The organism is Candidatus Blochmannia festinatus (nom. nud.) (assembly GCF_059936355.1).
Genome location: NZ_CP012116.1, coordinates 647,759 through 671,487 on the forward strand (window position 1 = coordinate 647,759; position 23,729 = coordinate 671,487).

19 protein-coding genes and 7 tRNA genes are annotated in these 23,729 nt (G+C 28.2%); 4 read left to right on the forward strand and 22 right to left on the reverse strand.

Annotated features, from left to right (window positions below):
- Positions 1–748: 748 nt before the first annotated feature.
- Together yigB and dapF are read right to left on the reverse strand one after the other, a co-directional pair.
- Positions 749–1,483, reverse strand: a complete 735-nt coding sequence (gene yigB / locus Bfest607_RS02920) for a 5-amino-6-(5-phospho-D-ribitylamino)uracil phosphatase YigB (protein ID WP_500838243.1) — start codon at positions 1,481–1,483, stop codon at positions 749–751.
- A 41-nt stretch (positions 1,484–1,524) separates the two neighbouring features.
- Entirely contained in the window at positions 1,525–2,358 is an 834-nt protein-coding gene (gene dapF, locus Bfest607_RS02925) for a diaminopimelate epimerase (protein ID WP_500838244.1), read from the reverse strand.
- A 375-nt stretch (positions 2,359–2,733) separates the two neighbouring features.
- Here dapF and hemC point away from each other — a divergent pair, with 375 nt between their 5' ends.
- Together hemC and hemD are read left to right on the forward strand one after the other, a co-directional pair.
- Positions 2,734–3,648, forward strand: a complete 915-nt coding sequence (gene hemC, locus Bfest607_RS02930) for a hydroxymethylbilane synthase (protein WP_500838245.1) — start codon at positions 2,734–2,736, stop codon at positions 3,646–3,648.
- A gap of 47 nt (positions 3,649–3,695) precedes the next feature.
- Positions 3,696–4,454, forward strand: coding sequence for a uroporphyrinogen-III synthase (gene hemD, locus Bfest607_RS02935; RefSeq protein ID WP_500838246.1), 759 nt, complete (start codon positions 3,696–3,698; stop codon positions 4,452–4,454).
- A 41-nt stretch (positions 4,455–4,495) separates the two neighbouring features.
- Here hemD and Bfest607_RS02940 read toward each other — a convergent pair.
- The 19 genes from Bfest607_RS02940 to rpmE form a co-directional block, all read right to left on the reverse strand.
- A tRNA-Pro gene (locus tag Bfest607_RS02940) sits at positions 4,496–4,569 on the reverse strand.
- A gap of 64 nt (positions 4,570–4,633) precedes the next feature.
- A tRNA-Leu gene (locus Bfest607_RS02945) sits at positions 4,634–4,720 on the reverse strand.
- Between the two features lie 70 nt (positions 4,721–4,790).
- Positions 4,791–4,863, reverse strand: a tRNA-His gene (locus tag Bfest607_RS02950).
- A 93-nt stretch (positions 4,864–4,956) separates the two neighbouring features.
- Positions 4,957–5,030, reverse strand: a tRNA-Arg gene (locus tag Bfest607_RS02955).
- A 197-nt stretch (positions 5,031–5,227) separates the two neighbouring features.
- The gene (gene rho, locus Bfest607_RS02960) at positions 5,228–6,487 is read right to left on the reverse strand and encodes a transcription termination factor Rho (protein WP_500838247.1); all 1,260 of its coding nucleotides are present in this window, start codon (positions 6,485–6,487) and stop codon (positions 5,228–5,230) included.
- Between the two features lie 361 nt (positions 6,488–6,848).
- Positions 6,849–7,190, reverse strand: a complete 342-nt coding sequence (trxA, locus tag Bfest607_RS02965) for a thioredoxin (protein WP_500838248.1) — start codon at positions 7,188–7,190, stop codon at positions 6,849–6,851.
- A gap of 219 nt (positions 7,191–7,409) precedes the next feature.
- A complete protein-coding gene (ilvC, locus tag Bfest607_RS02970; RefSeq protein ID WP_500838249.1) occupies positions 7,410–8,891 on the reverse strand; it encodes a ketol-acid reductoisomerase in 1,482 nt (493 codons plus the stop codon).
- 63 nt (positions 8,892–8,954) lie between these two features.
- Positions 8,955–10,502, reverse strand: coding sequence for a threonine ammonia-lyase, biosynthetic (gene ilvA / locus Bfest607_RS02975; RefSeq protein WP_500838250.1), 1,548 nt, complete (start codon positions 10,500–10,502; stop codon positions 8,955–8,957).
- Between the two features lie 41 nt (positions 10,503–10,543).
- Complete coding sequence (gene ilvD, locus Bfest607_RS02980) at positions 10,544–12,400, reverse strand: dihydroxy-acid dehydratase (protein ID WP_500838251.1); 1,857 nt, start codon at positions 12,398–12,400, stop codon at positions 10,544–10,546.
- 114 nt (positions 12,401–12,514) lie between these two features.
- Positions 12,515–13,438 (reverse strand): branched-chain amino acid transaminase, encoded by a 924-nt coding sequence (locus Bfest607_RS02985; RefSeq protein WP_500838252.1) that lies wholly within the window; start codon positions 13,436–13,438, stop codon positions 12,515–12,517.
- Between the two features lie 53 nt (positions 13,439–13,491).
- The gene (gene ilvM / locus Bfest607_RS02990; protein WP_500838253.1) at positions 13,492–13,728 is read right to left on the reverse strand and encodes an acetolactate synthase 2 small subunit; all 237 of its coding nucleotides are present in this window, start codon (positions 13,726–13,728) and stop codon (positions 13,492–13,494) included.
- 50 nt (positions 13,729–13,778) lie between these two features.
- Positions 13,779–15,449: an acetolactate synthase 2 catalytic subunit gene (ilvG, locus tag Bfest607_RS02995; protein ID WP_500838254.1), complete on the reverse strand. Its 1,671-nt coding sequence runs from the start codon at positions 15,447–15,449 to the stop codon at positions 13,779–13,781.
- Between the two features lie 398 nt (positions 15,450–15,847).
- Positions 15,848–15,920, reverse strand: a tRNA-Trp gene (locus Bfest607_RS03000).
- A gap of 55 nt (positions 15,921–15,975) precedes the next feature.
- Positions 15,976–16,049, reverse strand: a tRNA-Asp gene (locus tag Bfest607_RS03005).
- A gap of 182 nt (positions 16,050–16,231) precedes the next feature.
- Positions 16,232–16,304: transfer RNA gene (locus Bfest607_RS03010), tRNA-Ala, on the reverse strand.
- A gap of 281 nt (positions 16,305–16,585) precedes the next feature.
- Positions 16,586–17,422: a glutamate racemase gene (gene murI, locus Bfest607_RS03015; RefSeq protein ID WP_500838255.1), complete on the reverse strand. Its 837-nt coding sequence runs from the start codon at positions 17,420–17,422 to the stop codon at positions 16,586–16,588.
- A gap of 298 nt (positions 17,423–17,720) precedes the next feature.
- Entirely contained in the window at positions 17,721–18,620 is a 900-nt protein-coding gene (gene metF, locus Bfest607_RS03020) for a methylenetetrahydrofolate reductase (protein ID WP_500838256.1), read from the reverse strand.
- A 240-nt stretch (positions 18,621–18,860) separates the two neighbouring features.
- Positions 18,861–20,018 carry a cystathionine gamma-synthase gene (metB, locus tag Bfest607_RS03025; RefSeq protein WP_500838599.1) on the reverse strand — a complete coding sequence of 386 codons (1,158 nt, stop codon included), beginning with the start codon at positions 20,016–20,018 and terminating at the stop codon, positions 18,861–18,863.
- A gap of 134 nt (positions 20,019–20,152) precedes the next feature.
- Entirely contained in the window at positions 20,153–20,389 is a 237-nt protein-coding gene (gene rpmE / locus Bfest607_RS03030) for a 50S ribosomal protein L31 (RefSeq protein WP_500838257.1), read from the reverse strand.
- Positions 20,390–20,757: 368 nt separating this feature from the next.
- On the opposite strand from rpmE, the gene Bfest607_RS03035 reads away from it, so the two are divergent.
- On the forward strand, positions 20,758–21,513 hold the full coding sequence (locus Bfest607_RS03035; RefSeq protein WP_500838258.1) for an FAD-binding oxidoreductase: 756 nt from the start codon (positions 20,758–20,760) through the stop codon (positions 21,511–21,513).
- A 258-nt stretch (positions 21,514–21,771) separates the two neighbouring features.
- Positions 21,772–22,587, forward strand: a complete 816-nt coding sequence (gene tpiA / locus Bfest607_RS03040; RefSeq protein WP_500838259.1) for a triose-phosphate isomerase — start codon at positions 21,772–21,774, stop codon at positions 22,585–22,587.
- A 26-nt stretch (positions 22,588–22,613) separates the two neighbouring features.
- Here tpiA and pfkA read toward each other — a convergent pair whose 3' ends face one another.
- A complete protein-coding gene (pfkA, locus tag Bfest607_RS03045; RefSeq protein ID WP_500838260.1) occupies positions 22,614–23,576 on the reverse strand; it encodes a 6-phosphofructokinase in 963 nt (320 codons plus the stop codon).
- Between the last annotated feature and the right edge of the window lie 153 nt (positions 23,577–23,729).

The following is a 23,729-nucleotide window of genomic DNA, read 5'->3' on the forward strand; positions in this document are numbered from 1 at the left end:
TGAATTAAATTTAAAATAATCAACAATTAAACAATAGGATCAACGGCAGGTTATATCATATACAATTATCATATGAAATAAATTCAAAAACACATTCACAATAAATACAACAAAATCAAACAACACATATAGCTTAATATGTTATATAGATATATAACTCTATTACAATCATCTATATTTAATAAAAATATTCCATTTAATTTACTCTCATATTTTAATCAAACTATATATATTTTTATTTCCAATAAAACAATAACTTTTTTAAGTTAATTAAAAAAGTTATCAAAATAATCACCTGAATTCTTTTTTATCTCATTTTATAAAAAATTATTTAAATTAATTTAAATAAAAAAATTAACCTAAATACAAATTAATCATGATATATTATATCTAATTTTATTTCAATTTTCTTAATAAAAATACAAACACTTACTGTTATAGTAATCTATACATAAAATATTAATACATTGATTATATCAATATAAATTTAAATTATTATAAATATAATATTGACACCCTATAAAAATATAGAATAAAAGTTTTTAGTTATATTTAATAATACAAAAATACAAATATGTATAATTACTACAGAATATATGAATATAAAAATCATAAAGAAAGATATTATAGTGAAATACTTTTATTTTTAATTAATCAACTAACGTGTATCCAATTATCCCAATATTCATCTAATATATCTATATCGATATTTCAATATTTTATCTTTTCTACAAATAAATTTGAATTTTTATAAAAAATGAGTTAAAGACATCAAGTCAGAAATTACCAAATGTGGTAATAATTTAGTTCTGCACAACATACTACCTTCTGAAGTTACATTATATTTCTGAATCCAACAAGATTGCATCCCAGATAATATTGCACCTTTAACATCAGATTGTAAATCATCTCCTATATGTAGAATATATTTACAAGAAATACCAAAATATTTTGATGACAAGAAATACATATCTTCATGAGGTTTAGATCGACCATGTACGCCAGCTCTTAAAATATCACTAAAATATTTATTTAAACCGCACAATACAGGATTTACATTTCCATTAGTAATTGCAATTAAAGGCCAACTAGAACTTAATACTTCTAATGCTGAAATTGTATTCGCAGAAATATTAATTTTATTTCTCCAATACATAATTATCTCCATTGCATAATCTGCTCCTAATTGTGCATCATGTTTAGAAAGACCAAATTTTAATAAAACATTTTCTATAGATTTCCATCGCCAATCATTTACATCATGATAAATTTCAGGATCTAGCAATTTTACTATTTTTTTAGAAAAAGAAAAATCTACTTTTTTTACATCAAATAAAGCAGGATGATATTTTTTTAAAAAAGATATTGACTCTTCTTCAGCTCTAAAAATAATTGGATTATTATTATACAAAGTATTATCTAAATCCAAAGTAATAGCATAAAAAGGCTTAATAGATCGATAAAATTGAATCAATTTTTTCAACTTCAACATTCCTAAATTAATAATGAATATTACAAATTATTTTAAAAATAAATACATCCATCATATATATATGATGTAGGCCCCATCATATATAATGAATGACCTATACCTTTCCAAGATATAAATAAATTTCCTCCTGGTAGAGATACTTGTACTGATTTTTCTTGTTGTACTAATAATCCTTGTTGTATTCCAAAAGCAACGGCTGCACACGCAGCACTACCACAAGCTTGAGTTTCTCCTACTCCACGTTCGTACACCCGAAGCTCAATACTCTCCATATTAATAACTTTCATAAAACTTATATTAGATTTTTTAGGAAAACAATGATGATTTTCCAAAGCAAACCCTAATGTATCTACAGAAATTGATTGAGTCGATTCTACTAAAACAATACAATGTGGATTACCAACTGAAACTACTCCACATAATATTGTTTGTGTTGGCAAATACAAAATATAATTTTTTTGATATTGAGAAAAAACAAAGGGTATTTTATTTGGATCAAATATTGGTTCCCCCATATCTACGGATACAAAATTATTATCTATAACAGATACATGCATATTTTCAGAATAAGTACTAATCCTCATGTTTTGTTTATTAGTTAATCTTTTCATATATACAAATCTAGCAACACAACGTATACCATTGCCACACTGATATACTTCTGATCCATCTGCATTATAAATTCGACAATGAAAATCAATAGTAGGATCATAAGGAGGTTCCACTATCAATAATTGATCAAATCCAATACCACGATGCCTATTAGATAACCATTGAATTTTGTCAAAAGTAAGATGCACCTTTTGAGTAATAGAATCAACAATGACAAAATCGTTACCTAATCCATGCATTTTTGAAAATTGCATACATCCTCATATAGTATTATTAAACTAAAACAAAGAACAAACTATAATAATATGTACTATCTTATTTCTTAATACTTTAATATTTAATTATATAACATTATAATCTATATTTGTAATATTATCACGACAAAATATAATACATTTCATATCATATTTAAATATATACTTATTTTATTCCTTATATTTTTAATTCTAACTATTGTATATATAAATCAATTATTTACCTAAATAAAAATATTTAATTTTACAAAATCTCCTTCTTCAGAATTATATTCTAAATAACATTTATATAAAAACACATATATTGTGAATAGTTAAAATAATTAAAAAATAAAATATAGTACTCTAACACACATTCGTAATATAATTATATTTATGAATATTAAAATTTTAAGAATTGCTACTCGGACAAGTCGATTGGCTATCTGTCAAGCAGAATATGTTTGCAATGAATTAAAACGTTTTCATCCAAATATAAAAACAAAATTAATACCTATTGTAACATCAGGAGATAAATTTTTTAATTTTATTTTAAAAAACAAAATTAAAAAAGGCGCATTTATTAAAGAATTAGAATATGCATTAATTAAAAATCAAGCAGATATTGCTGTACATTCTATGAAAGATGTAACCACATCACTACCTAATAAACTAATTCTTCCAGTATTATGTAAACGTAATGATCCAAGAGATGCTTTCATTAGCATCAAATATTCAGATATCACTCAACTCCCACCAGGCAGTATAATCGGAACATCTAGCTTAAGAAGACAATGTCAAATTCGATCCAAATATCCAAATTTAATATTACATGATCTACGAGGAAATATAGATACAAGAATTGAAAAATTACATCATGGACAATATGATGCAATAATTTTAGCAGTAGCTGGATTAAACAGACTACATTTAACAAAGTATATAAGAACATATATAGATCCAAAAGACTTATTGCCAGCAATGGGTCAAGGAGCAATCGCTATAGAATGTCGCATAGATGATGTTAATACTATATCCTTACTATCTCCTTTATGCCACGAAGAAACCTCTTTAAGAATTAAATCAGAACGAGCAGTTACTACTTACTTAGAAGGTTATTGCCAACTACCAATTGCTAGTTACTCTGAAATTAAAAATAACCAAATATGGTTAAGAGCTCTTATAGGTTTGCCCGATGGCAGTAAAATCATTCGAACTGAAGGTAATGCTCCATTAAATCAAGCAGAACAATTAGGATTATCTCTTGCTAAAGATTTACTAAATCAATTTAAAAAAATTACTCAAACTTGATATCGCATCATAAAAATCAACTATAACTCTACAAAACAGCAATCTTTATGAATATTCTAGTAACTCGACCTTCCCCTGATGGAGAAGAACTAGTAAATAAATTACTTTCCATCGGAAAATCCGCTCATCATTTGCCATTAATTTACTTTTCCTCTGGTCAAACCTTATCGATGATAAAAAAATATTTAAACTTACTCAGCACAGGAGACTTTTTATTTCTTTTATCTCAACACGCTGTTGAATATGCTCATTATGAATTACTAAAAACAGGAGGTCATTGGCCTTCTACAATAACATATTATTCTATTGGGGCAAAAACTAGTCTAAAAATGTATACATTATCAGGAATTCTATCTAAATATCCACATAATGAAGAAACTAGTGAAAACTTATTACAACTTCCAGAATTAATAAAAAACATCTCTGGACGACGAGCTCTTATTTTAAAAGGTAACAATGGACGAACTATCTTAAAAAAGACTCTAACAAAAAGAGGGGCATTAGTATTATCTTGTGAATGCTATACTAGAAATCCTGTTAAATATAACGGTCAAGAACAATTTAATTTAATGTTAACTCTGAATATCACTACTATAGTAATCACTACTAAAGAAATGTTAACGCAACTGTATTATTTAATTCCTCAATGCTATCGCAGCACATGGCTAACACAATGCCAATTAATTGTTGTAAGCACTCGATTAGCAAATCTAGCAAAAAATTTAGGATGGCATAAAAAAAACATAATTGTAACTAAATCAGCAAATAATAACACTATTTTTAATATACTTAAAAATCCTTTTTAAAACAACTTATTATATTATCTCTTAATAAAAAAATATTATTTTCGGCGAGAGAGGATTTGAACCCCCGACCTACTGGTCCCAAACCAGACGCGCTACCAAACTGCGCTACTCGCCGAAAATAACAGAAAGTATTTTTATTACACAATATAATTAATAATTTTTACTTTATTTAACTAAAATGCGAAGGAAGGGATTTGAACCCTTACGTCTTTATGTAAGACACTAACTTCTGAAGCTAATGCGTCTACCTATTTCGCCACCTTCGCGAATACATACTTATTTTATTAATCAAAACTATTAATGATTTATTTTATTTGTAATAAATAATTTTACATGGGTGACTGATGGGATTCGAACCCACGACTACTGGAACCACAATCCAGGGCTCTACCAACTGAGCTACAATCACCTGCTTTATCATAATATTCATAATTATCAATTTTTTAATCAATTATTTCAATTTTACTCATCTGTACACACAAACAAACACAAAAAATAAAAATGCGCCCGACAGGATTTGAACCTGAAATCTTTGCCTTCGGAAAGCAATGCTTTATCCATTTAAGCCACGGACGCTTAATCTAAAAATCATATCTTCATGAAAACACATCTTATATAAAAAGTCCTTTTTAAAATCAACCTTTTAAATACTACTTAAACTAAAAATAAAGATAACCTAATTTAAACTATTAAACCCAAATATAAAAATATAAAAACATATAACCTATAAAAATTAATTTTACATTATATACATAATTTTACTGATTATTATATTAACAACGTTTCATCATGTCAAAAAACTCATCATTAGTTTTAGTCATAGACAACTTGTTCATCATAAATTCCATAGCATCAATTTCCCCCATAGGGTGAATTATTTTACGCAAAATCCATATTTTTTGAAGTTCATCATGAGTAGTGAGCAATTCTTCCTTTCTTGTTCCAGATCTATTATAATCGATAGCAGGAAAAACTCGTTTTTCAGCAATCTTCCTTGATAAATGTAATTCCATGTTTCCAGTTCCTTTGAACTCTTCATAAATCACCTCATCCATTTTAGATCCAGTATCAATTAAAGCAGTAGCAATAATAGTTAAACTTCCACCTTCTTCCATATTCCTAGCAGCTCCAAAAAAACGCTTAGGACGATGTAAAGCATTTGCATCTACTCCTCCAGTTAATACTTTTCCAGACGCAGGAACTATAGTATTATAAGCTCTTGCTAATCGAGTAATAGAATCTAATAAAATAATTACATCTTTCCTATGTTCTACTAATCTTTTAGCTTTTTCAATAACCATTTCTGATACTTGAACATGACGAGAAGCAGGTTCATCGAAAGTTGATGCAATAACTTCTCCATGAACCAAACGTTGCATTTCAGTCACTTCTTCAGGTCTTTCATCAATTAATAATACCATCAACACACAATCTGGATAATTATGACTAATACTTTGTGCAATATTTTGTAACAACATAGTTTTACCAGCTTTCGGAGGAGCTACTATTAATCCTCTTTGTCCTCTTCCAATAGGAGAAGCTAAATCTAATACTCTAGCTGTTAAATCCTCTGTTGATCCATTTCCTCTTTCCATACGCAATCTGGAATTAGCATGTAATGGAGTAAGATTTTCAAACAAAATCTTACTCCTAGCATTTTCTGGTTTATCATAATTAACATCATTTACTTTTAATAAAGCAAAATAACGTTCCCCTTCTTTTGGCGGTCGTATTTTACCGGAAATAGTATCTCCAGTTCTTAAATTAAAACGTCTAATTTGACTAGGAGAAACATAAATATCATCCGGTCCTGCTAAATATGAACTATCACTAGAACGAAGAAACCCAAATCCATCTTGCAAAATTTCTAATACTCCATCTCCAAAAATATCTTCTCCAGTTTTAGCATGCTGTTTAAAAATTGCAAAAATAATATCTTGCTTTCTCATACGAGCTAAATTTTCTAAACCCATACTTTCCCCAAGCTTAACCAATTCAGACACTGGTATATTTTTTAATTTAGTAAGATTCATAATAGTGGATTCTTAATTTGAGACAATTTACACTATTGATTTTAAGATATGCATGTTATGCAAACAGTACATGCTGATTATAACGTATTTTATAAAACTCACCTTAATTCTTCTCTTAATCAAGAGAATATAAAAAAGCATTATTACAAATATAAATAATATTTATCTATTTAAATAGCAATGAAACCATTCAAACATAAACTCTTCAATACATTCAATTATTTATATACAACCCTAACTATACTGCTATTTACTATACTTATATAGTAAAAACTATAGCATGAAAGAACATTGTATCCTAATCTATAGAATACGTCTACTATGCTATAAATAATTTTATTCAAAAATATTAAAAACATAGTTATACATATGTATTTATAAAATCACATAATTGTTGCTTGGATACTAAACCTACTTTAGTAGCTAAAATTTCATTACTTCTAATAAGCAATAAAGTAGGAATACTTCTAATATTATATTTCTTAGTAATTATAGGATTATTATCTATATTTAATTTTGCTACCTGCACTTTACTGTCAAATTCAACAGCTATCTCTTCTAAAATAGGAGCAATCATCTTACAAGGATTACACCACTCTGCCCAAAAATCAATTAAAAATAAAACATCATTTTTAGTATCAACAGAATTCAAAACATGCTCTACAAAATTAGTATCCGTTAAACATAATATTTTTTGATTCATTTAATTTTATCCTATTATTATTTATTAATCATATTTAATATTGAATATATTATCTTATATCAGATAATATTAAAAAATACTTACAACATGCAAATTACCAACAACGATATTCAAAAACACAAAATAATTTCCTAATTATTAATACCAATCTAACAACATCAAATTAACATTTAAATCAATTAATTTATAATAATAAAATCATCAAACTCTTAACATTACTTAAAACTCTAAACTTATCATATTTGTCATATAACTTCTTAAATACACTCCAACTTTTTCAACAGGATGATTCCGTATCATATCATTTACATCACGCAACATAATATTATTAATTGAAATAACTGAATTATTACCATTAACTACATTTAAATCTGTCTCTTTTAAAATCGGTACAAACTCCTTCTTTAAAATAGGAAGAACAGTATTACTAAAGATATAACAACCATATTCTGCAGTATCCGAAATTATCATATTCATTTCATATAATCTGTTTCTAGAAATAGTATTAGCTATTAAAGGTAACTCATGCAATGATTCATAATATGCTGATTCTGGTTTTATCCCAGATTCTATCATAATATCAAAAGATAATTCTATCCCTGCTTTCAATATAGCTATCATCCAAACTCCATAATCAAAATATACCTGTTCCGGAATTTTCTTATCATATATAGGAGCCTGTTCAAATAATAATTTCCTAGTATCTGAACGCCAACTTAATAAATTAAAATCTTTATTTTTCCAATCTAACATCATTTCATTAGAAAAAAAACCAGTCAATATATTTTCCATATGTTTTTCGAAAATTGGTCTCAAAATTTTTTTTAATTTCTCAGACAATTCAAAAGCACGCAACTTATAAAAATTCGATAACCTATCCATCATTAATGTAACGCCACCTTGTTTTAATGCTTCAGTTATTACTTCCCATCCATTTTGAACCAATTTTCCTGCATACGCTGAATTTATACCATACTCAACCATTTGATCAAAACATAAAACCGAGCCAACTTGAAGCATCCCACACAAAATAGTTTGCTCCCCCATAAGATCTGATTTTACTTCTGCTATAAATGATGATTCTAATACTCCAGCTCTATGACTACCTAATGCAAAAGCCCAAGATTTAGCTAATTCTATACCTATACCATACATATCATTCTCTTCATGTACAGCGATTAAACTAGGCACCCCAAAACCTCTAATATATTCTTGACGAACTTCTGTTCCAGGACATTTTGGAGCTACCATAATCACTGTAATATCTTTACGAATCTTCTTACCAATTTCTACAATATGGAACCCATGTGAATAACCCAAAATTGCTCTATATTTCATTAAAGGTTCTATCTTCTGAATAACAAAATCATGTTGCTTATCTGGTGTCAAATTAATAATAAAATCTGCCTCAGGAACTAATTCATTATAAGTGCCTACAGTAAAACCATTCTGCACTGCATTAATATAAGATATTGTTTTTTTTGTAATAGATTCTGAACGTAAGGCATACATAACTTCCAGACCAGAATCACGCATATTTAAACCTTGATTTAATCCTTGAGACCCACAACCAATTATCACTATTTTCTTAGATACCAATAATTGAATTCCTTTAGAAAACTCACTTTGGTTCATTAATCGACATTTTCCTAAATGTTTTAATTTATTTATGAAACTCAATCTATTAAAATAATTACTCATAATAATATAACACCTCTATTTTAAACCCTAAAACTCATTAATTAAATATTAAATAATGTTACTCTAATTGATCTTTAAAAACTCGAATATTGGATTAGTTGTAACATCACGATATGTATATCCTAATTGGGATAAATATTGATCAAATTTAAATTCCTGATCAGTTAATTCAAACCCTGCCAAAACATGACCATAATCAGTGCCATGATTACGATAATGAAACAAAGAAATATTCCAATTACTACCTAAAGTATTTAAAAATTTTGACAAAGCTCCAGGAAATTCTGGAAATTCAAAACTGAAAATTCGTTCATGCAAAGAATATAATGAACGAGATCCTATCATATATCTAGCATGTAATTTAGCCATTTCATTATCAGAAACATCTATCACTGAAAAACCATTCTTTAGAATATTTTGTACTATACAATCTCTTTCATGATAGCCATTCTTCAAAAGTATTCCTATAAAAATACAAACACTACTAGTCCCACTATAACGATAATTAAATTCTGTTACTGATCTATCTTCCAAAATTTTAAAAAACTCTAAAAAACTACCTTTTTTTTCCGGAATAGTAACTACCATTAAAGCTTCTCTTTGTTCTCCTAATTCACAACGCTCCGAAATGTATCTTAATTCATGAAAATTAATATTAGCTCCTGACAAAATATGAGCTAATCTTTCCCCTTGTATCTTATTTTTTTGAATATATTTTTTCATTCCAGCTAATGCTAATGCTCCTGAAGGTTCAGCAATAGCTCGAACATCTTCAAATAAATCTTTTATAGCAGCACAAATTGCATCATTATCTACAGTAATGACATCATCGAGGTATTTTTTACACAAACGAAACGTTTCATTTCCCACTTGCCGTACGGCCACCCCTTCTGCAAAAGATCCAACTGTATTCAAACAAACAGGAGATCCAGCTAACAAAGCAGCGCATAAAGAAGCAGATTCCTCTGCTTCAACACCTATTACCTTAATTTGAGGCATAAGATATTTAATCAAAACAGAAATTCCAGCAGCTAATCCTCCACCTCCTACAGGCACAAAAATACGATCTAGATGAGCATCTTGTTGCAATAATTCCATTGCTAAAGTACCCTGACCAGCAATAACAAGTGGATGGTCGAAAGGAGGAATGAATACTAAATGATGCTTTTTAGCTAAACGCACAGCTTCTATTTTAGCTTCATCAAAATTTGAACCACATAACAAAGGTTTTCCTCCAAAATGACGCACCGCATTTACTTTAATATCAGCAGTATTAATAGGCATAACAATTAAGGAATTAATACCAAGATATTTAGCTGAAAAGGCTACTCCTTGAGCATGATTGCCAGCAGATGCTGTAATTATTCCAGAAGACTTCTGTGTTGAAGTAAGACTTGAAAGCATTGCATACGCGCCCCTCAATTTAAAACTATGCACTGGCTGTCTATCTTCACGTTTAACTAAAATTATATTTTTTAATCTTTTTGATAATTTATCCATAATTTGTAATGGAGTAACCTGAGCTACCTCATATACATGAGAATGTAAAGCGGTTTTTAAATACAACAATGGACATTTTTCTTCCAATAGAGAAAATGCATATTTATCCATTATTTTTTCTACTTATATGTATATGCTTTTTTATATTATCCTTATAATTGAGATCTATCACGTACAGCTCCTTTATCAGCACTAGTAACTAATTTAGCATACGCTCTTAAAGATATGGATACATCCCGATTTCTATTAATTGGAGTCCATGCTCTTATTCCACGATTCACTTCTAATTCATTACGTCTACCTATAACACAATCAGATACTTCTAATGTGATATTACGCTCATCAACATCAATATTAATCATATCTCCGTCACGCACTAAACCTATTAAACCTCCAGATGCTGCTTCTGGAGATATATGACCAACCGATAAACCTGAAGTGCCTCCAGAAAATCTTCCATCTGTAATTAATGCGCAATATAGATCTAAATTCATAGATTTTAAAAAAGAAGTAGGATATAACATTTCTTGCATCCCAGGTCCACCTTTTGGACCTTCATATCGAATAACTATTACATCTCCTGGAATTATTTTACCCGATAAAATCGCTTCTACAGATTCCTCTTGACTTTCATATACTTTAGCAGGTCCTCTAAATTTTCTTAAGTTTGCAGAAACAATCCCTGCTGTTTTTATTAGACAACCTTCTGGAGCAAGATTCCCGTATAATACAGCTAATCCTCCATCTTGATTATAAGCATAAGCACGACTTCTAATACATCCAGAGCAACGATCTATATCTAATGCGCTCCATCTTTTATTTTGACAAAATGCTTTAACCGTACGTATTCCAGCGGGAGCAGCAGCATACATTTTTTTTACTTTTACATCCTTACATGATATAATGTCGTATTTTGATAATGTTTCTAATAAAGATTCATTTAATATATTACGCACACTTGTATGTAATAAACCACAGCTGTTTAACTCACTAAGTATACCTATAACTCCCCCAGCTCTATGAAAATCCTCTACATAGTATCGTTGAGAATTTGGAGCAATTTTACATAAATAAGGTACTTTTTTAGACAACCTATCTATATCCTTCATAGTAAATTGTATTTCTCCTTCTTGAGCAGCTGCTAATAAATGCAACACAGTATTAGTAGATCCTCCCATAGAAATATCTAACATCATCGCATTCTCAAAAGCTAATCTATTTGCTATATTACGAGGTAAAACAGAATAATCATCCTTATCATAATACAGTTTAGATAATTGCATAATACTTTTACCAGCATTTACAAACATTTTTCTGCGATCACAATGTGTTGCTAATAATGACCCATTTCCAGGTTGAGCTAATCCTAATGCTTCCATTAAACAATTCATAGAATTTGCAGTAAACATCCCTGAACAAGAACCACATGTAGGACATGCCGATGACTCAATATTTTTCTTATCCATTGCAGCAATACTTGAATCAGCTGAAGAAACTATAGCATCAACTAAACTTAATTTAACACGATTATTATTACTTCCAGATAACTGTACTGATCCAGATTCCATTGGTCCACCAGATACAAAAACAGTTGGAATATTCAATCGTAGTGCTGCCATTAACATCCCAGGAGTAATCTTATCACAATTAGAAATACATACCATAGCATCAACACAATGAGCGTTAATTACATATTCTACAGAATCAGCAATTAAATCTCTAGACGGCAAGGAATATAACATTCCACTATGCCCCATCGCAATTCCATCATCAATAGCAATAGTATTAAATTCTTTTGCAATTCCTCCATTATTATTAATTTCTTTTGAAATTATTTTACCTACATCTCTTAAATGAATATGACCTGGAACAAATTGAGTAAATGAATTGACTACAGCAACAATAATTTTATTAAAATCTTTAGACGTCATACCAGTAGCTCGCCACAAAGCTCTAGCTCCAGCCATATTACTACCTTGAGTGGTAGTAGAAGAACGATATTTAGGCATACATTATTATCTCACATTAATAATTCTCATTTAATATAAACAATAAATACTTCAAAAATATAAGTGTCTACAAAATTGATACATATTCGTTTATAATGATCTTTAAAAAATTTTTTAATTTACTTGTTCTAACCAACCCCATTGATCTTTAATCTTTCCACTAAATAAACCAAAAAATAATTTCTGCAACTCTGAAGTAATAGGACCTTTCTCCCCTAATCCAATTTGTATGCCATCAATACTGCGCACTGGTGTAATTTCTGCAGCAGTACCAACCATAAAAACTTCATCTGCTATATATAAATACTCACGAGGTAACATGCATTCTCGTACTTCTAATCCAACACTCTTTGCTAATTTAATAATAGAATCCCGAGTTATTCCAAGCAATATAGAAGCGCCACATGAAGGTGTAAATATAATTCCATCTTTAATCACAAACAAATTTTCACCAGCTCCTTCTGAAATATAACCATGCGCATTTAAACCAATTCCTTCATGATAACCGTACCTATGTGCTTCATTGCTAATTAACATAGAGGATAAATAATTACCTCCAGCTTTAGCTAAATTAGGAATCGTATTTGCTGGAACTCTATTCCAAGAAGACACCATTACATCAACACCTAAATCTAAAGAATCTTTTCCTAAATATGATTTCCAATAAAAAGCAATTATAGCGAGATCAGCATTATATTGATCAATAGGATCAATTTCTATTCCCACATTGCCAACAAAAATTAAAGGTCGAATATATGCAGTAAGCAAATTATTATCTCGAATTACCATTTTACACGCTTTTATAATTTCTTGAATACTCCAAGAAATAGGCATATGATAAATTCTTGCAGAATTAATTAATCTTTTAATATGATCTTGAAGACGAAATATCACCGATCCTTTATATGATTTATAACAACGAATTCCTTCAAATACTGAAGATCCATAATGCAGCGCATGCGATGTAATATGTACATTTGCCTCATCCCATGGAACCATATTCCCATTTAGCCAAATAAAATTCGATTTCCTAATCATATTTATTACTCTACAAAAAATAAATTTCAATCACTCAATATTATTGAAGCTATTTATCTAATTTCAATATAATTTATATCTATTAACTTATGCAATTGATTAAATAATAAATGTATTGATCGATCACTAGTTACAGTTAACAATAAAGTTACCTGTTTATTATTTATAACATTGCACACAAGCATATTTAACGCATATAATTCAAATCCACGATGCCTAGCAACTCTAAGAATACGTTCAACTACTTCTGGACAAAACCTAGCTTTTATAAACAAAGAATGATACATCATCACCATTATAATTTTTAAATTCCTACTTTATTATTAAGATATATAATATATTATTTCGTTAACATAGCATCATTTGACGATCCAGGAGGTACTAATGGCCAAACATTAGCACTCTCATCAATTAATACATGCAATAAAAAAGGTCCTTCATGAGAAAATAACATATTTACTGCATCTAATACTTGAGATTGATTAGAAATATACATTCCACTAATATCAAATGATTTAGCTAAAGCTAAAAAATCTGGGTTATCGTTTAAAATAGTTTCACTATAACGTTTATCAAAAAACAATTCTTGCCACTGACGAACCATGCCTAAACGCTTATTATCTAATAAAACAATTTTTATAGGTAATTTCTTTCGTTTAATAGTGGCTAATTCTTGCATATTCATCATAAATGATCCATCCCCAGAAATACATATTACCATATGATCAGGACGTCCTATTTGAGCTCCTATAGCTGCAGGAGTACCAAAACCCATCGTCCCTAACCCTCCAGAAGTAATAAAATTTTCTGGACGACTAAATTGCATATGCTGTGCAGCCCACATTTGATGCTGACCTACATCAGTAGTTACCACTGTATCAACAGGTGCATTATCGCTAATTGTTTTTAACAAAATCGGAGCGGAAATCTTATCATTATAAGATTTATAAGACCAACGATATTGTAATTTTAATGATTTTATTTGTTTTTGCCATGCCTTAATCTTAATAGACAACGATTGAGTTAATGCTAATAATAAGTCATTCAAACTGCCTGATATAAAAACATGTGCTGTACGTAACTTATTAAATTCTGCAAAATCAATATCTAAATGAATTATCTTTGCATTTGAAGCAAAAGTTTCTAATTTTCCAGTAACCCTATCATCAAATCTTGCTCCTATTGCAATTAATAAATCACATTGTTGTACTGCTAAATTAGCTGCCTGATTACCATGCATACCCAACATACCTAAATAATAATCTTCAGTGTAATCTAAAGCTCCTAATCCCTTCAATGTTACCACAGTAGGTATGCCAGTATTAGCAATAAACTTCCGTAATGACAATACTGCTCCTGCCATGCCTACTCCACCACCTACATAAACTATAGGACACTTTGATCGAGATATTAATATACGAGCTAAATCAATGTTATCCTGTTTTTTACTACAGTTATTAAATATATTATACTGCTGATTCTTTATAACTTCTTTTGGAAAGTCACAAAAAACACCACGAGCTAACTGAATATCCTTCGGAACATCTATAAGAACTGGACCTTGTCTACCATATAATGCAATTTTAAACGCTTCATCAATAATTTTAGGTAAAATATTTAAAGAATTTACTAAAAAACTATGTTTAGTACATGCTAATGATAAACCTAAAACATCAATTTCTTGAAATGCATCAGTTCCAATCAATTCTAATCCAACTTGACCAGTAATAGCTATTATTGGAATTGAATCTAATAATGCATCAGCTAATCCAGTAATTAAATTAGTTGCACCAGGACCAGATGTAGCAAAACATACCCCCACTTTACCTGTAGCTCTAGCATACCCAATAGCTGCAATCACTGCTCCTTGTTCATGCCTACATAATAAATGTTTAATTTTAGAATCAAATAATGCATCATATATTGGCATAATTGCTCCTCCTGGATAACCAAAAATTATATCTACCCCTCGCTGTTGTAGCTCTTTAATTATCCACTGAGCTCCATTCATAATAATTTCTTCCTATTATCATAATTTTAATTAACAAAAACAAAACACCATTAATAAATACATTTAATTCACTTTAAATAAACAATATCATACATTGTTTTTAATTATACAACACAATGGAAATTATATACTGTTCAATAGTTTACAGTAAAAAAATTACTTTTATAAATAAAAATAATATAACTCACGACAACTTCTATATATATTGTAGAAAACACTTTAACTTTTTTAGTTACTACATCATATAAAAATCTTAATATACTAATTTCACCACATTTAGTTTGTTCTGAAAATTATTTATTAACCGTACCCCCTCTCTCTCTTGAACCCTTTCGATGCTATTAATACTTCCATATACTCATATATATGATAAATTTTTATTATTCATTCTATATAATCAGGGGTGAAGAGACTTGAACTCCTAATCCTCGGTTTTGGAGACCGATATTCTACCAGTTGAACTACACCCCTGATAAAATATAAAATCATATTTCGTCTAATAGCCTAATAAATAAAAATAACAAAACGGTGCGAACGGGACTCGAACCCGCGACCTCCGGCGTGACAAGCCGATATTCTAACCATCTGAACTATCGCACCATTTCTTTTATATTATCTAATTTAATAAAACAATATATACCGGAATATACCTTCATCCTTTAAATATAGGAATTATTTTTATAGTAATAAAAATAATATTCATTCTTTATATAATGCATACATTCTTCACAAATCATAATTACATCTATTTTATTGTATTCAATAAAACCTATCATTATTCATGGAGCTAAGCGGAATTGAACCGCTAACCTTCTGTGTGCAAAACAGATGCTCTACCAGTTGAGCTATAGCCCCACCACCACCACATTACAATACTATCACGAATATAAGGACATAAAACATACAACACATAAACATAATACTATAAACATGAGAATCAGTAATATTAACAACCTTTAAAAAATTACTATATAATCTCATTACAATTGATATAATATACATTACTACCATCTACAATAATAGTCAAACATAAAAACTAACATCATTTTTACAAATACAAAATACTATATTAAATTATTTCTCATATCCATACACACATAAAATTATTATTATTTATCTAATACTACATCTAATTCTTATATTGATAACATTTCTAAAGAAAAAAAATTATAATCTATCAAAAGAACTGACCGTAATTTTGTGATATCTGAAGTATACATAGTATAATACGCTTTATTTCGATAAAATATATTATGACAATATTTATTATTTTCTTGAATATTATTATCTAATAAATGTTTAATACAACTAACAAGACTATTGCTAGAATCTATTAAATTACTAGTTATTGGTAATACTGATTGTAATTCTGTTTTTAACCAAGAAAAATGAGTACAGCCTAATATTATTGTATCAGGAAATTTTTTTAAACCAAACCAAGGATAAAGGATATCAATTAACTCTAATTTCGAAATTAAATTCCCATGTATTTTCAACTCAGCTAATTTTACTAATCTGGAAGTCCCTAATAAAATTATACTTTTTTGATACGCAAAACGCTCTATTAAATTTAAAGTATACTGGTTATTTACAGTACGATATGTCCCTAATATTCCTATCAATCCATTTTTTGTATATTTACAAGCTAACTGAACTTCGGGTATAACCCCTATAATAGGAAATCTAAAAATAACTTTAAGTATACGCAATGCACACACACTGATGGTATAACATGCAATGATTACCAGATCAAATTTAAAATATTTATATGCATTATCTATAATCCATATCGCACGTTGAATAATAAATTTTTCCGAACGTCTTCCATAGGGAAAAAATTTATTATCAATCAAATACAAATAATTAATAAATGGAAATATTTTTCGAATTACTTCATAAAAAAACAATCCACCAATCCCAGAATCTAGAATTAAAATAGTTGAAAATTTAATAACAATATCTTTATAACACATCACAAAATTAAAAATTAAATATATTTAACTAATTTAAAAATTTATACCAATAAACAATAAGAATACTTAATACAATCAATTGCATATTATGAATTTCATTTCTTTTCAAAATTAACTAAAAATTACATAATTTTATCAATAAATCTTTAATATATGTATCAATACAACACAATATTAACAATAATTACCTCTAATTTTTGTTGATGATTATTATCATAATCATATTAATTATAGTCTTTTTATAGTTTCAATATTATCCAATATAAAAATATATAAAATAAAAACAATAATATTTATTTTATTTATCTCTTTTATTTTTTTTTAATCCTAGCGTATGACATATCGCATATGTTAAATCTGCTTGATTTAAGGTATAAAAATGAAAATTCCTTACTCCTTCTTTAACTAAAAGTTTAACCATATCTATTGCTACAGACGCCCCTAACATCTTTTGAGTATCTAAATCATCATCTAACCCATCAAAAATCATACACATCCACTTCGGTATTTTTACTTTAGTGAACCTAATAAAACGTTGTAACTGTTTAAAATTAAAAATTGGTAATATTCCAGGAATAATCTCTATCTCAATTCCTATAGAAACACATAAATCTCTAAATCTTAAATACTGTTCAACATCAAAAAAAAATTGAGTAATTACTTTATTTGCTCCAGCATCTATTTTTTTTTTTAAATTAATTAAATCTGACTGAGGTGTTTTAGCTTCTGGGTGTACTTCTGGATAAGCAGCTACTGCAATATCAAAATCTCCTATTTCCCTTAATAAAGCAACTAAATCTGAAGCATACATAGATGATGGATATTTTGTTGCTATCTGATCTCCTCTTAAAGCAACTATATTACGAATATCATTATTCCAATATTCCAATGCAATATCTCGCAACATTTGAGGTGTTGAATCAATACACGTCAAATGTGGAGCTACTGACAATCCAGTTCGTTTTTTTATACCTTTAATAACCCTATTAGTATTATCTCTTTTTCCAGAATAAGCTCCATATGTTACCGAAAAAAAATTGGGATGAAATTTACTTAATTTATTTACAGAATCCCATAGTACCTTTTCCATCCCCTCATTTTTAGGAGGAAAAAACTCAAATGATACACTAATCTTCTCTTGCAATTCAACTAAATAACAATTCAAGATTTCTCGCTGAATAGCATGAAACATACTCATACAATTCACCTCATTATTATGATACAACACGATATATAATATATCGATAAACAATAATATAAAACAAAAAATTATTTTGTTATATATAATATATATATATTGTATAATAATATGATTTATTTTTAATAAAACAGAAGTATATATTCAAACAATTTGTTTTGTACAATTAAATAATCAAAATCTTTATACTTCACATAGTACAAGTACATATAACATATTCCCTATATAAAATTAATTTCACTAAATTGACTGAAATGCTTGATTCAAATCATTAATAAGATCTATACTGTCCTCTAGACCTACAGATACACGCAATAACATGTTATTTATCCCAGCTTTATCCATAACTTCTTTTGACATAGAAGCATGAGTCATAGTAACTGGATGAGCAATCAAACTCTCTACACCTCCAAAAGATTCTGCTAATGTAAACAATTTTAAAGATTTTAAAAATTCAATTAACATATCTTCAGAACCTTTTAATTCAAAACTAAATATCGACCCAAATCCTTTTTGTTGTTTACAGGCTATTTTATACCCAAAACTATTTAACAACCCAGGATAATGCAAAACCTTAATTTTAGGTTGCTTTAAAAAAAAATCTATAATAATTCTAGTATTACATTGCTGCTGGTACACTCTTGGAAGTAATGTTCGTATACCCCGTAATAATTGATAACTATCAAACGCACTACCAGTAATACCTAACGTATTTGCCCACCAAGATAATTTTTCATAAAATTTAATATTATTAGTAATCACTGCTCCTAATATTATATCTGAATGACCATTTAAATATTTACTACAAGAATGAATCACCAAGTCTGCTCCCAATTTTAATGGATTTTGAAAAACAGGAGTCATAAAAGTATTATCTACCGCGTAAATAATACCATTACCGTTACCCTTAAAATTACATAAAGCAGCAATATCCGTTACACGAAGCATGGGATTACTTGGTGTTTCAATAAAAACTAATTTAGGATTATATTTACTTAAGTATTTTAATGCAGATCTTGTATCACATTGATTAATAAACTTTACTCTACACATCCCCTTTTTATCTAAAGACTCTAATAAACGATAGGTGCCTCCATAACAATCATGAGGGGCTATTAAAAAATCATTTGAATTTAAAAAAGCCATACATACTAAAGAAATTGCAGACATTCCACTACTTGTTATTACTGCATACTGACCCCATTCTAAGTTAGCTAAAGCCTGCTGAGTTACATCTCGAGTAGGATTTCTTCGTCTAGAATAATCATAAATTCTCGGTTTATTAAAACCAAAAAAATTATAAGTGGTTGAAAGAGTAATAGGAGGAACAACACATCCATGTTTTTCATCGTTATTTAGTCCACTCCTTACACTTATAGTTGCTGGATTTACTTTCATAGCCATATTATTATTAATAATACACTTATATAAAATAAAAAAATTTTAATTAATTATATGCAAAATATAACACATCACATGTTACATATATGTAACATGTGATAAAAAATTTACTAAATTCCCTCATAATTTAATTACTTATCAGATACAGATAAAAAATCGTTATCATTATTTTTATTAAAACGTTTATTAAACAAATTAACTCGACCTCTTGTATCTATAATACGCTGTGTACCAGTGTAAAAAGGATGACATACACTACACACATCTAAATTAATATTATTTTTTAAAGTAGACCGAATATCAATTATATTACCACATGAACATATTGCTTTTATTGAATTATATTCTGGATGGATATTTTTTTTCATTTTTTTCCTACTACTTAAAATAATTAAAAAATTATTGTTAATATATCAACTCATAATAATTGTAAAATAATCAAATATTAACTATAATTATCATTTTAATAATCTAATTAAGTTAGATTATTAAATAAAACAATATCCTGATTAATTGTATTTTAATATAGCATATATGCTATATTAAAATACATACAAATAAAAGAATTATATTTATGAACATGATAAAACAACTATGAAAATTTATTCATTTAAAATAAATATTGTATGTTAATTACATTATAATACTACAATCACAAATTTTTGTTATGCTGTTCAACTTCGTCTGTTCTTCTATTTTCTTTAATACAGCATATATCTAATAAAATAAAAAACACATGACTACATGGATTTCGGGAAAAATTATTTCTACCACACACTGGACAGATGATTTATTTAGTATCATTGTAAATGCTAAAATTAATAAATTTATTGCGGGTCAATTCTCTAGAATTGGATTAAAAATTAATAATAAAATAATACAACGCGCATACTCTCATATCAATTCTTCAAACAAAGAAAACTTAGAATTTTATATTAAAAAAGTCATTTCTGGAAAATTAACTACTTTATTACATTCCTTATCTTCTGGGGATACTATAATTATTTCTAAAGAATCATATGGCCAATTTACAATAGATAAAATTCCTATTACCAATGACTGTTGTTTCCTATGGATGATTGCTACAGGAACAGGGATCAGTCCATACTTGTCTATGCTAAGTAGCTTAAACAATCGATTAAATCATTTCTCAAAAATTATATTAATTCATGCAACTAAATATTACAAAAATTTAAATTATCTACATAATATGCAACTATTAAAAAATTTGTATAAAAAAAAATTAATTATACAAACAATTTTAAGTCAAGAACAATCCCCTAATTCATTATATGGCCGTATACCTATTTTAATAGAAAACGATGTTTTAGAAAAAACTATAGGATTACATTTAAATAACAAAAGCCGTATAATGCTTTGTGGAAATCCTAATATGATATCTGATACTAAACAAACATTATATAAAAAATATGGAATTAAAAATTATTCTGCAAATAAAATTCCACATATCATTCAAGAACGATACTGGTAATTAATAATTATATACTATTTCTTTCCTGATTTTATTGATATTAATTATCAATACAATATAATAAAATATACTCGTTATCTACGGTAGAATCTACTGTTGCTAATTAAATTTAAAAATAAATATCTAAAAATTAATGTATAAATACATCATTATACAGATATTATATAATTATCTTGATTTATAATGATAATTATACTATATTGAAGTATAAACATATATAGAATATGAATTACTCTTTCACAAATAACAAAAAATTATATGAAACCTCCATTAATAATAGGAAACTGGAAATTAAACGGCACTAAAAACACAATAAAAAAACTGTTATCTGAATTAACCAAAGAAAAAATTGTACAATCTAAATATATCAATATCGCTGTAGCTCCTCCTATGGTATATTTAGACTTTACTGGTAATTATTTACTAAATAATTACACTGACTTTACCTATCCAAAAAATGACAATAATTATATTAAATTATGCGCTCAAAATGTTGATATTAACTCATCAGGAGCATTTACAGGGGATACCTCGGCAATAATGCTAACAGATCTAAAAGTTCAATATGTTCTTATTGGACATTCCGAGCGTAGAATGTATCATAAAGAAAACAATGAATTTATTGCAAAAAAAATTTATATTTCAAAAAAAGTAGGATTAATACCTATTTTATGTATTGGAGAAAACCAAATAGAACACAATTCTGGAATTACTGAATCAGTATGTTCTCATCAAATTGATTCTATTATTGATTTAATCGGAATTCAAGCATTTAACAATATAATTATTGCTTACGAACCTATATGGGCTATCGGAAGCGGAACAAGCGCATGTCCCAAATATACACAATCAATTCATAAATTTATACGCAATCATATTGCTTTGTATGATTCATATATCTCAAAACAAATATTAATCCAATACGGAGGATCCGTTAATCCAAACAACGCTATTCAATTTATTTCACAAAAAGATATTGATGGTCTATTGATTGGATCTGCTTCCTTAAAAACACATCTTTTTATAAAAATTATACAATCTATTGAACAATATATACGTAATAAATCTCAATAATTATTATAATTCTCACAATTTTAATTTTAGAATAATTTTTTTGCTGTTTTAAAAAAATCTTTCCGAAATGGACGATTCATATACTTAATTGCTCTATTAATATCATGATATACTAACTTTTCATTTTGAACCCCAATGCAACATCCACTGCATCCCTTCAATAATAATTCAATTGAATACACTCCCATTCTAGATCCTAAAATACGATCATATGCTACTGGTTTTCCTCCACGTTGAGTATACCCTAAAACAGTAGCTCGAGTTTCCTTTCCAGTTTTTTCTTCAATATATTTCGCTAAATCAAATACATTGCAAATATGTTCAGTAATAGCAACGATCGCATGTTTTTTTCCTTGAGAAATATCAAATCTAACTTTACTAACTAAATCTTGCACTTGAAACTTTAATTCAGGAATAACAATAAATTCACATCCTCCTGCTATAGCTGCAGCCATAGTCAAGTCTCCACAATAACGTCCCATAACTTCTACAATAGAAACACGTTGATGAGAAGAAGAAGTATCCCGCAATCTATCAATTGCTTCAATAATCGTTTCTAAAGCTGTAAAATACCCAATGGTATAATCTGTACCAGCAACATCATTATCAATGGTCCCAGGCAATCCAATACAAGGACATCCCATATCACTAAGTTTTTTTGCTCCAATATAAGAACCGTCACCACCTATAATTACTAAAGCTTCAAGATTACGTTTATTTATATTCTCAATGACTTTTGCTCTTACTGTATGTTGCTTAAATTCAGGAAATCTAGAAGAACCAAGAAATGTACCACCTCTATTAATGATATCTGAAACACTACAATGATTTAACAAAATCATCCGATTCTGAAATAATCCTAAGTAACCATCATATATGCCATATACTTCTAAACCTTCAGATAATCCCATACGCACTACCCCTCGAATAGCCGCATTCATTCCTGGAGAATCCCCTCCACTTGTTAATACTCCTATTCTTTTTATCATATACAACCAACTTAATTAACTATACTTAATAATTACTATCTATCTAATAAAAATTAGATATTTTACTTATCACTACATATAATCAGTTTATATATAACTCTCACTTATATACTACAACCATAATATTATATATACAACATATCATAAAATATA

Excerpts from the sequence above, each read along its gene's own strand:
- rho (WP_500838247.1), bottom strand. The coding sequence starts at position 6,487 with ATGAATCTTACTAAATTAAAAAATATACCAGTGTCTGAATTGGTTAAG.
- rpmE (WP_500838257.1), bottom strand. The coding sequence starts at position 20,389 with ATGAAAAAAAATATCCATCCAGAATATAATTCAATAAAAGCAATATGT.
- dapF (WP_500838244.1), bottom strand. The coding sequence starts at position 2,358 with ATGCAATTTTCAAAAATGCATGGATTAGGTAACGATTTTGTCATTGTT.
- metB (WP_500838599.1), bottom strand. The coding sequence starts at position 20,018 with ATGAAAGTAAATCCAGCAACTATAAGTGTAAGGAGTGGACTAAATAAC.
- metF (WP_500838256.1), bottom strand. The coding sequence starts at position 18,620 with ATGAGTATGTTTCATGCTATTCAGCGAGAAATCTTGAATTGTTATTTA.
- Bfest607_RS02985 (WP_500838252.1), bottom strand. The coding sequence starts at position 13,438 with ATGATTAGGAAATCGAATTTTATTTGGCTAAATGGGAATATGGTTCCA.
- murI (WP_500838255.1), bottom strand. The coding sequence starts at position 17,422 with ATGTGTTATAAAGATATTGTTATTAAATTTTCAACTATTTTAATTCTA.
- hemC (WP_500838245.1), top strand. The coding sequence starts at position 2,734 with ATGAATATTAAAATTTTAAGAATTGCTACTCGGACAAGTCGATTGGCT.
- ilvC (WP_500838249.1), bottom strand. The coding sequence starts at position 8,891 with ATGAGTAATTATTTTAATAGATTGAGTTTCATAAATAAATTAAAACAT.
- ilvA (WP_500838250.1), bottom strand. The coding sequence starts at position 10,502 with ATGGATAAATATGCATTTTCTCTATTGGAAGAAAAATGTCCATTGTTG.
- trxA (WP_500838248.1), bottom strand. The coding sequence starts at position 7,190 with ATGAATCAAAAAATATTATGTTTAACGGATACTAATTTTGTAGAGCAT.
- Bfest607_RS03035 (WP_500838258.1), top strand. The coding sequence starts at position 20,758 with ATGACTACATGGATTTCGGGAAAAATTATTTCTACCACACACTGGACA.
- ilvM (WP_500838253.1), bottom strand. The coding sequence starts at position 13,728 with ATGATGTATCATTCTTTGTTTATAAAAGCTAGGTTTTGTCCAGAAGTA.
- pfkA (WP_500838260.1), bottom strand. The coding sequence starts at position 23,576 with ATGATAAAAAGAATAGGAGTATTAACAAGTGGAGGGGATTCTCCAGGA.
- ilvD (WP_500838251.1), bottom strand. The coding sequence starts at position 12,400 with ATGCCTAAATATCGTTCTTCTACTACCACTCAAGGTAGTAATATGGCT.
- ilvG (WP_500838254.1), bottom strand. The coding sequence starts at position 15,449 with ATGAATGGAGCTCAGTGGATAATTAAAGAGCTACAACAGCGAGGGGTA.
- hemD (WP_500838246.1), top strand. The coding sequence starts at position 3,696 with ATGAATATTCTAGTAACTCGACCTTCCCCTGATGGAGAAGAACTAGTA.
- tpiA (WP_500838259.1), top strand. The coding sequence starts at position 21,772 with ATGAAACCTCCATTAATAATAGGAAACTGGAAATTAAACGGCACTAAA.